The 13,486-nt window shown below is 73.3% G+C and carries 11 protein-coding genes; 7 read left to right on the top strand and 4 right to left on the bottom strand.

Going from position 1 to position 13,486, the window contains the following annotated elements; translation table 11 throughout:
* Positions 1–5 precede the first annotated feature (5 nt).
* Positions 6–1,280, top strand: a complete 1,275-nt coding sequence (locus AC07EG_RS27630) for a DUF58 domain-containing protein (protein WP_478256109.1) — start codon at positions 6–8, stop codon at positions 1,278–1,280.
* A complete protein-coding gene (locus AC07EG_RS27625) occupies positions 1,277–3,832 on the top strand; it encodes a transglutaminase TgpA family protein (protein ID WP_478256108.1) in 2,556 nt (851 codons plus the stop codon). The genes AC07EG_RS27630 and AC07EG_RS27625 overlap by 4 nt, the downstream gene beginning before the upstream one ends.
* Before the next feature lie 176 nt (positions 3,833–4,008).
* Here the strand turns inward: AC07EG_RS27625 and AC07EG_RS27620 are convergent, their stop codons facing one another.
* The 3 genes from AC07EG_RS27620 to AC07EG_RS27610 all read right to left on the bottom strand — a co-directional run bounded on the left by AC07EG_RS27620 (position 4,009) and on the right by AC07EG_RS27610 (position 6,651).
* On the bottom strand, positions 4,009–4,413 hold the full coding sequence (locus AC07EG_RS27620) for a DUF3040 domain-containing protein (RefSeq protein WP_113697168.1): 405 nt from the start codon (positions 4,411–4,413) through the stop codon (positions 4,009–4,011).
* Between the two features lie 198 nt (positions 4,414–4,611).
* Positions 4,612–5,880, bottom strand: coding sequence for a DNA polymerase IV (gene dinB, locus AC07EG_RS27615; RefSeq protein ID WP_478256107.1), 1,269 nt, complete (start codon positions 5,878–5,880; stop codon positions 4,612–4,614).
* A 21-nt stretch (positions 5,881–5,901) separates the two neighbouring features.
* Positions 5,902–6,651: a methyltransferase domain-containing protein gene (locus AC07EG_RS27610; RefSeq protein WP_478256106.1), complete on the bottom strand. Its 750-nt coding sequence runs from the start codon at positions 6,649–6,651 to the stop codon at positions 5,902–5,904.
* 43 nt (positions 6,652–6,694) lie between these two features.
* Here AC07EG_RS27610 and AC07EG_RS27605 point away from each other — a divergent pair, with 43 nt between their 5' ends.
* The 5 genes from AC07EG_RS27605 to AC07EG_RS27585 all read left to right on the top strand — a co-directional run bounded on the left by AC07EG_RS27605 (position 6,695) and on the right by AC07EG_RS27585 (position 11,491).
* On the top strand, positions 6,695–7,591 hold the full coding sequence (locus tag AC07EG_RS27605) for a ParA family protein (RefSeq protein WP_478256105.1): 897 nt from the start codon (positions 6,695–6,697) through the stop codon (positions 7,589–7,591).
* Positions 7,592–8,395: a DNA-formamidopyrimidine glycosylase family protein gene (locus AC07EG_RS27600; protein ID WP_478256104.1), complete on the top strand. Its 804-nt coding sequence runs from the start codon at positions 7,592–7,594 to the stop codon at positions 8,393–8,395.
* A 124-nt stretch (positions 8,396–8,519) separates the two neighbouring features.
* A complete protein-coding gene (gene add / locus AC07EG_RS27595) occupies positions 8,520–9,542 on the top strand; it encodes an adenosine deaminase (protein WP_478256103.1) in 1,023 nt (340 codons plus the stop codon).
* Between the two features lie 324 nt (positions 9,543–9,866).
* The gene (locus AC07EG_RS27590) at positions 9,867–10,436 is read left to right on the top strand and encodes a GNAT family N-acetyltransferase (protein WP_478256102.1); all 570 of its coding nucleotides are present in this window, start codon (positions 9,867–9,869) and stop codon (positions 10,434–10,436) included.
* A gap of 2 nt (positions 10,437–10,438) precedes the next feature.
* On the top strand, positions 10,439–11,491 hold the full coding sequence (locus AC07EG_RS27585; RefSeq protein ID WP_478256101.1) for a quinone-dependent dihydroorotate dehydrogenase: 1,053 nt from the start codon (positions 10,439–10,441) through the stop codon (positions 11,489–11,491).
* Between the two features lie 649 nt (positions 11,492–12,140).
* Here AC07EG_RS27585 and AC07EG_RS27580 read toward each other — a convergent pair.
* The gene (locus AC07EG_RS27580) at positions 12,141–13,403 is read right to left on the bottom strand and encodes an allophanate hydrolase-related protein (protein WP_478256100.1); all 1,263 of its coding nucleotides are present in this window, start codon (positions 13,401–13,403) and stop codon (positions 12,141–12,143) included.
* Positions 13,404–13,486: the final 83 nt, after the last annotated feature.

The raw sequence follows: 13,486 nt of genomic DNA, 5'->3' as shown, positions 1-13,486 counted from the left end.
CGGTCATGTTGCGCTCGCTGTCCGGCCTGACCACCCGCGGCCGCTGCCTGCTCGCCGCGGGCGTGGCGGCCGCGGTCTGCGCCACCGTGCTCAACGAGCGCGATCTGCTGCGGGTCGCCGTTTTTGTCATCGCGCTGCCGCTGCTGGTCGCCGGGTTCATCTCGGCGGCCAAGGTGCGCATCGGCGCGGCCAGGAAGCTGTTCCCGGACCGGGTCCAGGTCGGCGGGAGCGGTGAGGTCCAGCTGGAGCTGTGGCGCACCGGGCGGCTGCCGACCGGGGAGGTGCTGCTGGAGGACGGGGTGCCGTACTCGCTGGGCGGGCGGCCCCGGTTCGTGGTCGAGCGGCTGCCCCAGCACCAGGCCGTCGCCCTGCGCTACCCGATCCAGCCGATGCTGCGCGGGGTCCAGCAGGTCGGCCCGCTGCGGGCCACGGTGACCGATCCGTTCGGGCTGTGCGAGTTCGAGCGCGAGCTGATCGCGCACACCAAGCTGGTCGTGGTGCCGCGGTTCGTCAGCCTGTGGGGGCTGCCGTCCGGGGCCGGGATCGGCGTCGGTGACGACGGCAACGTCCGGCTGCACGCCGGGCAGGGCGAGTCCGACGTGATCGTGCGGCAGTACCGGCAGGGCGACGACCTGCGCAAGGTGCACTGGCGCTCGACCGCGCGCCGCGACGAGATCATGGTCCGGGTCGAGGAGCGGCCGTGGCGCGGCGGCACCACCGTGCTGCTCGACCACCGCGCCGCCGCGCACCACGGCACCGGCCCGTCGGCCAGCCTGGAGTGGGCGGTGTCCTTCGCCGCCAGCATCTGCCTGCACCTGCGCCGCGCCGGGCACCGCGTCCGGCTGGTCACCGAGCACGGCCAGGTGCTGGCCGACGCGCCCGGCGACGGCGGTGACCACCACGACCACCTCATCCTCGACGCGCTCGCCGGGCTGCAGCCCGCGCACCAGCGCGACGTCACCACCGGCAGCGATCCGGCCGAGGGACAGGAGCTGATCGCCGTGCTCGGCACCGTGAGCAACGAGGCGGTGCACGAGCTGAACCGGTTCCGCCCGCGCGGCATCCGCAGCCTCGCCGTGCTGCTGGACACCCCGGCGTGGTCCGGCGGCGTCAGCGCCCCGGAGCACCGGGCCGCGGCCACCGAGGAGTCCGCGAGCCTGCTGCGCGCGGCGGGCTGGGGCGTGGTGGTGGCCGGTCCGGCCAGCCCGATGCCGCAGGTGTGGGGTGAGCTGTGCCGGTCGACCGCGCGCCGCGGCACGCTGATCGGGGGTTCGCTGTGACCGCCGCGCCGCCGGCACCGCCGATCCCGCACACCCCGGCCGAACGCCCCGAGCCGCCCGCCGCGCCGTGGGTGAGCTCGATCTTCGCGCCGCTCGCCGCCGGGCTGGCCACCATCTGCGCGTCCACCTCGATCACCGGGGTGGTCGGCGGCGCGGCCTGGTTCGGCTACGTCATCGTGGCGGTCGTCCTGGTCGCCTGCACCGGGCTGGCGCTGCGCTCGCTGCGGGCGCCGACGCTGGTGGTCGCGCTGGCCCAGCTGCTGGTGCTCGTCTTCCTGATCACCGGGGTGTTCACCGGCAGCGGCATCCTCGGGGTCATCCCGGGGCCCGCCGCGCTCGCCGAGCTGGAGGACGTGCTGGGCGAGGCGTCCGAGCAGATCCGGATGGGCCTGCCGCCGGTGGAGCCGACCCCGCCGATCCTGTGCCTGGTGGTCATCGCCATCGGCCTGGTCGCGGTGCTGGTGGACACCTTCGCCGTGGCCGCGTCGGCCCCGGCGGCCACCGGGCTGATCCTGCTGTGCGTCTACGCGGTGCCCGCCTCGCTGTCCGACGGCATGCTGCCGTGGTGGACCTTCCTGCTCGGCGCCGCCGCCTTCGCCGGGCTGCTCGCGGTGGACGGCAGCCACCGGCACCGGCGCTGGCGCAACCGGAGCGCACCCGGGCTGGGTGCCTCCCCGAGCGCGGCGTCGGCCCCGGTGGCGGTGGTCGCCGTGGCGCTGTCGCTGGGCCTGGTGGCCGGCGCCACGATCACCGCGATCGGCACGGTCGGCAGCATCCCCGGGGAGACCCCCGGCCGCACCGGCAACCAGCCGGCCGGCGGTCTCGGCATCAACCCGTTCACCCAGCTGCGCGGACTGCTCGACCAGGGGCAGAACGTGGAGCTGTTCCGGGTGCGCGGGATGAACGCGCCCGGTGACCGCCGCATGCTGCGGGCGTTCACGCTCAACCACTTCCAGCCGAACCAGGGCTGGAAGATCGCCGACGAGCCGCGGATGCCGCCGGGGGTGCCCGCCAACCAGCCGAGCCTGCCGCTGGCGCCCGGTGACGACGGCACCGGCGAGACCAAGGAAATCCAGATCGAGCCGATCAACTGGGTCGACGTCTGGCTGCCGGTCTACGGCTCACCGCGCTCGCTGCGCAACATCTCCGACGGCTGGCAGTACGACTCGGTCAGCGGCGCGGTCTACAGCGAGGCCAAGCGGCAGTCGCCGCCGTACGTGCAGACCGCCTCGCTGCGGGTGCCGACCAAGGACGCGCTGCGCAACGCCGACACCGAGGCCGACCAGCTCCCGTCCGTCTACACGCGACTGGACCAGGTGGACCCGCGGGTGGTGGAGCTGAGCAGGCAGCTCACCCGGGGCGCGACGAACGACTTCGACCGGGCCACCGCGATCTGGAACTACTTCAACTCGCGGAACGGGTTCACCTACGACACCCGTACCGCCGCGGCCGCCGACTCCGACGCGCTGGTGGACTTCCTGCTCTACGGCAAGCGCGGCTACTGCGAGCAGTTCGCCTCGGCGATGGCCGTGATGCTGCGGACGCTGAACATCCCGTCGCGGGTGGCGATCGGGTTCACCCCCGGGTACACCACCGCCGACTACCGGTCGATCACCTCGCAGGACGCGCACGCGTGGGTCGAGGCCTACTTCGGCGACCTGGGCTGGGTCACCTTCGACCCGACCCCGCTGGCCGACTCGCGGGGGTACATCCCGCCGTACCTGCGCCCGGACGAGAACGCGGGCGAGGAGACGGACCCCGGCCAGGCCACCAGCTCGACTTCGGTCGCGCCGCCGCGGCTGCCGGGTGAGGAGACGAACTCGCCGGAGATCGCCGCGCAGCCGGAGCAGCCGGAGGAGGAGCAGCGGCCGGGTGAGGGCCCGGACTGGGCGCTCTGGCTGGCGTTCGCCGCGCTGGTCGGCGCGCTGATCGTCGCGGGTGTGCTGCGGGAACTGGGGCAACGGGCGCAGAAGCGGTTGCGCAGACCGCCGCCCACCGCCCCCGATCCGTCCGGTGCGGTGCGCGCCGAGCAGGTGGTGGCCGCACCACCGGGGGCCGCCGAGAGCTGGCTGCCCGCGGTCGCGGCCGGGTTGTTCATCGCCGGGCTGGGCCTGCTCGCCTGGTCGTGGACGGCGTTGCTGGCGGTGCCGCTGGTGCTGGTGCTGATCGTCGTGGTCGTGCCGTCGACGGTGCGCGCGGTGGTGCGGCGGCAGCGGTTGCAGGTGATCGGCGGCAGCGGCCCGCAGGCGGCGAACGCGGCGTGGAAGGAACTGCTCGACGAGTGCCGGGACCGGGGTGTGCCGGTGGAGGCGAGCGACACCGTGCGGACGACCGCGCAGAAGATCGCGCAGCGCCACCGCCTCGACGAGGGCGGCAAGGAAGGCCTGCGCACGGTGGTCGGCGCGGTGGAACGGGCCTGGTACGGCAGCACGCCGGCGCCGGACCCGCGGTTCGGCCGCGCCTTCGACGAGGTGCGGACCAGCCTGACGCGGAACTCCCCGATGTCGTGGCGGGGCCGCCTGTTCCCCCGCTCCCTCTTCCGCCGCTCCTGAGGCTCCGCCGCCCCTTCGGGCGGGCTGCCCGAACGTGGAACCCGGGCAGCCCGGAGTTCACTCGTGCGCGCGAACCGCCCGGCGAGACGGCCGGAGGCGGGCAGACGAATGGGGCACCGCCTGCCTTCGCAGGCGGTGCCCCATTCGTGGTCTTTCCGTGCGGTCGACCGGATCCGCTACTGGTCCTCGAAACGCTGGCGGAAGCGCTCCTCCATCCGCTGTGTGAACGAGCTCTTGCGTGCCTGCGGCCGTCCCCGTGAGGAGCCCGCCTGCTCGCCTTCTGATCCTTCACCCTCTGGTTGCTGCCGCAACGATGTGACGGCGAGCAGGACCCCAAAGAACATCACCAGGAAGCCGAGCACGCTGATCAACGGGATCTCGGCGACCCGGAACGGCACCACCACGCCCAGCACCAGCAGCGCGACCCCGACGACGAACAGGGCCACACCCTGCAGGCGCCGGCGTCGGGCGGGTCGGCGCAGCCTGGTGCCACGCACCGTGGATGCGAACTTGGGGTCCTCGGCATAGAGCTCGCGCTCGATCTGGTCGAGCAGCCGCTGCTCATGCTCGGAGAGTGGCATCTTTCCTCCTCCGGCACAGCTTGTCGCGGGCGCCGGGCCGCGCAACAGTAGTGGACCCAACTACACCCCGTCCGGGGTGTCTGCACTCCAGGATACGAGTCCAGCGCGCGAACGACTACCCGATCCCGTATCAAGCACTCATCGATTTGCCGGGAACCACCCGCAACGAGTATGCGAACCCGCGCCGAACGCCCGGCCTCACTCTTCGTGGCTGGACAGCAGCGACGCCGGCCGCACCGCCGCGGAGCCGAACTTGGAGCGCGCCACATCAGCCGCCACCTCGGCATCACGCCAGCGCGGGCCGTCGGTGCCGAAGGTCAGCTGCTCGGCCGAGCCGGCGTCCTCCAGCCCCTCGACCCGCACGCCGATCAACCGCACCGCCGCGCCCTGCCCCAGCTCCGTCAGCAAGGTCACGGCCGTGCCGTGGATGGCGTGCGCCACATCGGTGGCCGAGAGCAGCGTGCGTGCCCTGGTCACGGTCTTGAAGTCGGCGAACCGCACCTTGATCGACACCGTCCGGCCGCGCAGCCCGCGCCCGCGCAGGTTCGCCGCCACCCGTTCGGACAGCCGCAGCAGCTCGCGCGCCAGCTTGGCCCGGTCGTACTCGTCCACGTCGAAGGTGACCTCGGCGCCCAGCGACTTCTCCGCGCTGTCCGGCTCCACCGCCCGGTTGTCGTGCCCGTGGGCCAGCGCGTACAGGTGGTCGCCCACCGCGTTGCCCACCGCCCGGCGCAGCCGCGCGGGCGGCACGTTCGCCACGTCGGCGATGGTGGCCAGGCCGAGGCGCCGCAGCTGCTCCTCGGTGCGCTTGCCGACGCCCCACAGCGCGGACACCGGCAGCGGGTGCAGGAAGTCCAGCGCCCGCGCCACCGGCACCACGATCATGCCGTCCGGTTTCGCCATGCCCGAGGCCAGCTTCGCGATGAACTTGGCCCCGGCCACCCCCACCGAACAGGTGATCCCGTGCTCCTGCGCCACCCGGCGCCGGATGATCGCGCCGATCCCGGCCGGGGTGGTGTGCAACCGCTTCAGCGCCCCGCTGACGTCGAGGAACGCCTCGTCCAGGCTCAGCGGCTCCACCAGCGGCGTCAGCTCGGCGAAGATGGCCATCACGCCTGCGGACACCTCGCTGTACAGCCCGCGCGTGGGCGGCAGGTACACCGCGTGCGGGCACAGCCGCTTCGCCGCGCCGACCGGCATCGCCGAGCGCACGCCGAACTTGCGCGCCGGGTAGTTCGCCGAGAGCACCACCGAGCGCGGCCCGGCCCCGGCGATCACCACCGGCCGGTGCACCAGCTCCGGCCGGGTGCGCAGCTCCACCGCGGCGTAGAAGGCGTCCATGTCCACGTGCAGGAACGCGCAGCCCTCGTCGGCCGGCCAGCCGTCCGCACCCGGCCCGGCGGCCTCCGCCTCGGCCGTGACCTTGAACCGGGCGAAGTCGGCGGGCAGCCCGGTGTTCCTCCCCATACGCCCGACAGTAACCGGTGACTACGACAGTCTCGGGCGCCGAGCCAGCGCGTGCAGCCTGCTGGCGATCTCCCGCAGCGGAGCGGTGGCCGAAGCGACCGCCTCGAACTCGGTCAGGTCCTCCTCGGTGGCCACCACACCGTCCGGCACCACCGCGTCGGCCACCACGCCGTCACCCTGCAGCACGGCGACCTCCAGGCCGCCCGCCACCAGCAGTCCGGTCAGCGCTTCGCTGTCGAACCGGCGCAGCAGCGTCTCGCGCTCCCCCGGCAGCACGCCGTCGGTGTTCAGCAGCAGGTTCCTGGCGTCGGCGAGCCGCCCGGCCAGCGCCCGGTGCAGCACGGCGGCGTAGCGGTTGGCCGCCAGCACCGAGACCGCGCCACCGGGGGTCACCGCCTCGGCCAGCGCCGCCACCACGGCCGCCGGGTCGTCCACCACCTCGAGCAGGCCGTGCGCGAGCACCAGGTCGGCGGAACCGGCGCCGACGTGCCTGCCGAGCGCGTCGGAGTCGTCGGCGACCACGGTGATCCGCCCGGCGACGCCCTCCTCCTCGGCCCGGCGGCGCAGCGTGGCCAGCGCGTTGGGATTGGGCTCGACCACGGTCACCCGGCACCCGGCCGAGGCGAACGGCACGGCCCACCCGCCGCTGCCGCCGCCCACGTCGACCACGTGCGGTTCGGCCGAACCGCGTTCCCGCGCCTGGGTCAGTTCCGATTCCAGCACCCGGCGCACCGCCGCCGGGCCGCGGGCCGCCGCGGTGTCCGTTCGCATGGGGCCACAGCGTAGTGGTGGCTTCGCCCGTAGGCTGCTTGGCGTGCACACCGTCGCCGTACTGAGCCTCAAGGGTGGGGTCGGCAAGACCACCGTCGCGCTGGGTATCGCCTCGGCCGCGCTCCGCCGGGGTACCCGCACGCTGGTGGCCGACCTGGACCCGCAGGGCAACGCCACCGCGTCGCTGGACCCGCCGCTGACCGACGCGACGCTCGCCGAGGTGCTCGAGACCCCGCACCGGGCGATGCTGGAGCGGGCCATCGCGCCGAGCGTCTGGGACGACCAGCTGGACGTGCTGGTCGGCTCGGAGGACCTCGAGCAGCTCAACGAGCCCGGCCCGGAGAACCGGCGGCTGGAGAACCTCTCGCGCGCGCTGGACGAGCTGCACCGCGAGCCGCTGCGCGGGGACCCGTACGAGCTGGTGATCCTGGACTGCCCGCCGTCGCTGGGCAGGCTGACGAAGTCGGCGCTGGTCGCCGCGGACAGCGCGCTGCTGGTCACCGAGCCGACCATGTACGCCGTGGCCGGGGCCGAGCGCGCGCTCGACGCGATCGAGGAGATCCGCGACCGGGTGAACCCCGGCCTCCGCCCGGTCGGGGTGCTGGTGAACAAGCTGCGGGTGCGCTCGCACGAGCACCAGTTCCGGATCGCCGAGCTGCGGGAGTCCTTCGGCTCGCTGGTGATGCCGACGGCCATTCCGGACCGGCTGGCGATCCAGCAGGCGCAGGGCGCGTGCGTGCCGATCCACGAGTGGAACTCGCCGGGCGCCCAGGAGATCGCGCTGACCTTCAACATGGTGCTGGCCAAGATCCTGCGGTCCAGCCGCGCCGGGCGCCACCGCGCCGCCTGGGAGGCCGACGACGAACCGGCCACCGGCACCCTGGACGTCACCGAAACCACCGGCGAGATCCCCCGGGTCGGCCCGGGCCAGGGTCGTTAGGTGCCCGAAGGCGACACGGTCTTCCTGGCCGGGAAGCGGGTGGAGCAGGCGCTCGCCGGCCGGGAACTGGTCCGCGCCGAGTTCCGCCACCCCCGGCTGGCCACGGTGGACCTGACCGGCCACACGGTGCTCGGCGTGCGCACCGCGGGCAAGCACATGTTCCTGCGCTTCTCCGGGGACCTGAGCCTGCACAGCCACCTGAAGATGGACGGGGCCTGGCGCTTCCTCACCCCGGGCGCGCGCTGGCCGATGCCCGCCCACCACGCCCGCGCCATCTTCGAGAACGCCACCGCGCTGGTGATCGGCTTCCGCCTGCACGACCTCGACCTGCTGGCCACCGGGGAGGAGTCGCGCTGGGTCGGGCACCTCGGGCCGGACCTGCTCGATCCGATGTGGACCGAGGAGCACGCCGCGCTGGCGGCGGCGAACCTGGCCGCGGACCCGGACCGCGAACTCGGCCTGGCCCTGCTCGACCAGCGGGTGCTGGCGGGCGTGGGCAACATGTACATGGCCGAGATCTGCCACCTGCTGCGGGTCACGCCGTGGACGCCGGTGTCCGGGGTGGAGCCGGCGCGGGTGGTGGCGCTGGCCCGCAAGCTGCTGCTGGCCAACGCCTGGCGGCACGCCCAGAGCACCACCGGCGAGCTGGCCCGCGGGCGGCAGCACTGGGTCTACGGGCGCGGCAGGCAGGGCTGCTTCCGCTGCGGCGGCCGGGTGGGGGTGGCCGACCAGGGCCACGGCGTGCAGCGGCGGCAGTCCTGGTACTGCCCGAACTGCCAGCGCGGACCGGTGCCGAGCGGCTAAGCTCACCGGTGTGACGTCGTTCAAGCTGCCGCTCTACGGCGCGGACACCGAACGCGGCGATCTCGCTCCCTGATCGCCCGCGCCTTCCCGTCACCCACCCATTTCGTTCACAGGGAGCTTCACCATGCCCGAAACCAAGCTGAGAGCGTTCGTCGAGGCCCTGCCCAAGGCCGAACTGCACGTGCACCTGGTCGGTTCGGCAGGCATCGAGACCGTGCTCGACCTCGCCCGCCGCCACCCCGAAGCCGGGGTGCCCGCCGAACGCGCCGCGCTGGCGGAGTTCTTCCGCTTCCGCGGCTTCGACCACTTCCTGCGCGTGTTCTGGGCCGTGCAGTCCATGCTCAAGGGCCGCGACGACATCCGCACGCTGGTCACCGGCCTCGCCGCGGACCTGGCCAGGCAGAACGCCCGCTACGCCGAGGTGACCGTCACCCCGTACAACCACCTGCTGGACGGCATGTCCGGCGACGACCTGCTCGACGGGCTGGCCGAAGGCCGGGCCATCGCCGCGGCCGAGCACGGGGTGGAGCTGGCCTGGTGCTTCGACATCCCCGGCGAGAAGGGGGTGAAGGCCGGTCAGGAGACGCTGGTGTTCGCGTTGCGCGAACGCCCCGAGGGGCTGGTGAGCTTCGGCCTCGGCGGCCCGGAGATCGGCGTCGGCCGGGCGCAGTTCGCCCCGTTCTTCACCGCCGCCCGCGAAGCCGGGCTGCACAGCGTGCCGCACGCCGGTGAGACCACCGGGCCTGCCACCGTCTGGTCGGCCGTGCACGACCTCGGCGCCGAGCGGATCGGCCACGGCACCAGCGCCGCCGACGACCCGGCGCTGCTGGCGCACCTGGCCGCGCACGGCATCGCGCTGGAGGTCTGCCCGACCTCGAACGTGCGCACCGGCCAGGTGCCCTCGGTCGAGGCGCACCCGGTGCGGCGCCTGCTCGACCACGGCGTGGTGGTGACGCTCAACACCGACGACCCGCCGATGTTCGGCGCCACGCTGAACGGCGAATACCTCGCGGTGGCCGGGGCGCTGGGCCTGCGACCGGCCGAACTGGCCGCACTGGCGGCGAATTCGGTGACCTCGGCCTTCCTGCCCGAGGAGACCAAGGCGGCCCTGCTCGCCGAGATCGCCGCGGTGCCCGAACCGGAGTGACGAAATCTTGTTGCCGGAGAGCGGGAACCCGCCTAGCGTGGGTGGTACACGAGAAGGGAGGTGGTCCGAAGTTGATTGACTATAGGACTCGTGAGGTGACTGTCCGCTAGCGGACGGCGAAACGAAAATGGACTGACCAAAGCAGGCGACTCGGCCACCTGTCGGCTCGTACCCTGCTTTCGTTTTGTTGCCTGCCAGTGAATACCAGGCAGTCACCGGTTCCCCGGTGCTCCCGAGAATCGGTCCGGCTCGGGCCCGCGCGTTTGACGGCGTGCGGGAGGCGCACCGGGGAAACCCATGTCTCCAGCGAGAAACCGGGGAACCTTGCTGCGTCCCGCCTATCCCATCCGAACTCCGCGGCTGGTGCTCCGCGCCTTCACCCCGGCTGATCTCGACGAGCTGAACGACTTCCAGTCGCGGCCCGAGGTCACCCGCTTCCTCTACTGGGAACCGCGTTCCCGCGAGCAGTCCGCCTTGGCGCTGGAAACCCGCATCCGCAACGCGACGCTGACCCGCGAAGGCGATTTCCTCGCCGTCGCCGTGGAACTCGCCGCGACCGGGCAGCTGATCGGCGACCTCAACCTGCAGTGGCTCAGCCGCGAACACCGGCAGGGCGAGTTCGGCTTCGTCTTCCACCCCGACCACCACGGCCGGGGTTATGCCAGGGAGGCGGCCACCGAACTGCTGCGGCTGGGCTTCGAGGAACTCGGCCTGCACCGCATCTGCGGTCGCTGTGACGCACGCAACACCGCCTCCTGGGGCCTGATGGAACGGCTCGGCCTGCGCCGCGAGGCGCACCTGCGCGAGGCCCAGATCTTCAAGGGCGAATGGGGCAACGAGTTCGTCTACGCCATGCTCGAGGACGAGTGGAAGAGCCGGTGCGGCACCATGTAGCCGTGCTCTTCGACAACCTGGTCCGCCCCGCGCTCTACCGGCTGAGCCGAAACGACGCCGAACTGGTGCACGAACGCACCGTCGCCGCGCTCGGCAAGCTGGCCACCGCCGAACCCGCGCTCCGCGCGCTGCGGCGCGTCTACGGCGCCGAACGGCCGGTGAAGGTCTTCGGGGTGCGGTTCCCGAACCCGGTCGGCCTGGCCGCGGGCATGGACAAGGACGGGCGCGCGCTGGCCGCCTGGCCCGCGCTCGGCTTCGGCTTCGTCGAGGTCGGCACGGTCACCCGGCTGCCACAGCCGGGCAATCCGCGGCCGCGGCTGTTCAGCCTGCCCGGCAGCGACGCGGTGATCAACCGCATGGGCTTCAACAACAGCGGCGCCGCGGCGCTGGCCGAGCGGCTGACGCGGACCGGCAAACCGCCGGTGCCCCTCGGCGTGAGCATCGGCAAGTCGAAGGCCGCCCCGCTGGACGAGGCCGTGGCCGACTACCAGGAGTCGCTGCGGCTGCTGCACCCGCACGCCGACTACTTCGCGGTCAACGTCAGCTCCCCCAACACGCCGGGCCTGCGCAGCCTGCAGGACCGCGGCGCGCTGAGCGAGCTGCTCAACGAACTGCAGGCCACCTCGGCCTCGCTCGCGGCGAAGGCGGGCAAGCTGGCCACGCCGCTGCTGGTGAAGGTCGCGCCCGACCTCACCGACGAAGCGCTCGCCGAGCTGATCGAGGTGTGCGAGGAACACGCCGTTTCCGGGGTCATCGCCACGAACACCACGCTCGGCCGCGCGGGCGTCATCCAGCCGGAGGCGTCGATCGGCGAGCAGGCGGGCGGGCTGTCCGGCCGCCCGCTGACCGCCAGGGCCCGCGAGGTGGTCGCCTTCGTGCACAAGGAGTCCGGTGGCAGGCTGCCGATCATCGGCGTCGGCGGCATCATGTCCGGTGACGACGCCGCCCGCATGCTGGACGCCGGGGCGAGCCTGATCCAGCTCTACACCGGTTTCGCCCTGCACGGCCCCGGCCTGGTGCGCCGGGTCCACCGGCGCCTGGGCGCCACCCGGTAAGCCGGTGGAGCCGGCACACGACAGCGACGATGGTGAAATCCGGCCTGGCAGAGCGGCGCGTTCGGCGCAACGGGCGGCCAAGGCGCGTCACGGGCACCGCTGCGCAGGCCCAGTCCTCCGACACCTGAGCCATGCCCGCTACACCCATCGGGGCCAGCGCACGATGGCGGATTCGGCCTGGTAGGTGGCGCGTACGGCGCAACAGGCGGCCGGGCGCGTCACGAGCACTGCTGCGCAGGCCCGGTGCGCTGACTCCTGAGCCCTGCCCGACAAGCCAGCCGAACCAGCCCACGATGACCGCGATGGTGAACGTGGCGCGTTCGGCGCAACAGTCGCGCCGATCACGTCACGGGCACCGGCCGGGCAGGCCCGCCGCACCGAGCCCTGAGCGCTGCCCGTTGAGCCAGCCGAACCAGCCCACCATGGCCGCGATGGTGAACGCGGCGCGTACGGCGCAACAGTCGCGCCGATCACCTCACGGGCACCGGCCGGGCAGGCCCGCCGCACCGAGCCCTGAGCGCTGCCCGTTGAGCCATCGGAGCCAGCGCACGACAGCGACGATGGTGAGTTCGGCGCCACGGCCGGGTCAGCGCGTCACGGGCGCCGGTGCGCAGCTTCCCCAGGCAACCCCGGTGGCAGGCGGCGCAGCCTAGGCTGGTCTCGGCCGGGCGGTGCTCAGGTGGCGCAGGTAGGCCCGCCAGTCCCGGTAGGACGAGAGTTCGGTGCTTTCGGCCATCGGGTCGCAGGTGATGGCGGGTAGCGAAATCCCGGTCTCCAGCCGGACCGCGGTCAGGCGCAGGGGGGCGCGCAGCCCGGCACGCAGGCGGTCCAGCCCGTCCGGGGAGATCGCCCAGCGTTCACCGCTGATCGAGTGCGCCCCGGGCACCACCCCGGCCTCCGGCCCGGACAGCAGCACCATCCGGTAGTGCGAGGCGGTGACCACGTCCCCGGAGTACCGCGCGCCCAGTTCGGCCAGCCAGGCGCTCAGCGGGCGCCCGCGCACCTGCTCGCCGAACACCACGAACTCCACGCTGGTGGCCGGATACGGATCGCCGGCGGGGGAAGCGGTGAGCAAGGCGGCGAGGTCGAGCGCCAGCTGCTCCTCGAACGGCGCGGTGGACAAGGTGATGCCGAACGGTTCCCCGCCGGCCGCGCCCAGCGGCACGGTCACCGACGGCGCCCCCGGCCCGGCCGGGTCCAGCACGGACGGGGTCAGCAGCACGTCGGACGAGCCGTCCGGCGAGCCGATCCGGACCCCGGACGCGGAGAACGCGGCGACGACGGCTTCGAACGAGCGCCGGACGGCGATCGGCAGCGGCGCGAGCTGGGCCGCACCCGGCACGGCCACGCGGGGGTGCTCCCCGGCGGACAACCGGAACGCACCCGGCCAGGCGGCCGCGTCGGTCGCCGTGCCCAGCGCCAGCCGCGCCAGGGTCAGCTCGCGGGCGTGCACCACCGGCGCGTCCGGAACCAGCCCGGCGGTGGCCCGCAGCGCGAAGGTGGTGGCCGAGCCGGGGGCTTCGGTGTCCAGCCCCAGGTCGGCGGCCCCGGAGCCGACCACGGCCGGTACCGAGTCCTTCCCGGCCCGGCCGAGCACCACCGCGCCCGCCTGCGTCAGCCGCTGCACGGCGGCCGCGCTGACCTCGGCGAGGCCGGGGCCGTCCGGCAACCCGGCGATGGCGGGCCCGGTGCCCACCGCGAGCAGCTGCCCGGCCAGCGGGAGTTCGTCACCGGCCCGCACGCGTTCGTCGATGGCCTTGGCTTCGACCAGGACGTCCTCCTCGGAGCGCAGCGTCTCCCAGTCGGCCGCGCGATCGGTTTCGGCCAGGCGCTCGTAGGCGGAGATCACCCGCTGGAAAGCACTCGGCGGTGCCGGGCAGATCGGCTCCGGTTCGGGAGGAAGTGTGTTCACAGCCGCCGTCCTTTCCTCGTGGGAGACCCTCGATCAGCGCACTGGTGCCTCCGGCAGAAAGATGTTCATGAGGAAAACGGTAG

The sequence above is a fragment of the Amycolatopsis sp. NPDC045836 genome, from assembly GCF_056431745.1.
Note: the sequence above shows the minus strand (reverse complement) of the source record. Positions and strands in the feature narration are given on the sequence as shown.

Bases quoted from the DNA above. Each gene is read 5' to 3' on its own strand.
- dinB (WP_478256107.1), bottom strand. From the start codon at position 5,880: ATGGGGAGGAACACCGGGCTGCCCGCCGACTTCGCCCGGTTCAAGGTC.
- AC07EG_RS27610 (WP_478256106.1), bottom strand. From the start codon at position 6,651: ATGCGAACGGACACCGCGGCGGCCCGCGGCCCGGCGGCGGTGCGCCGG.
- AC07EG_RS27630 (WP_478256109.1), top strand. From the start codon at position 6: ATGTTGCGCTCGCTGTCCGGCCTGACCACCCGCGGCCGCTGCCTGCTC.
- AC07EG_RS27620 (WP_113697168.1), bottom strand. From the start codon at position 4,413: ATGCCACTCTCCGAGCATGAGCAGCGGCTGCTCGACCAGATCGAGCGC.
- add (WP_478256103.1), top strand. From the start codon at position 8,520: ATGCCCGAAACCAAGCTGAGAGCGTTCGTCGAGGCCCTGCCCAAGGCC.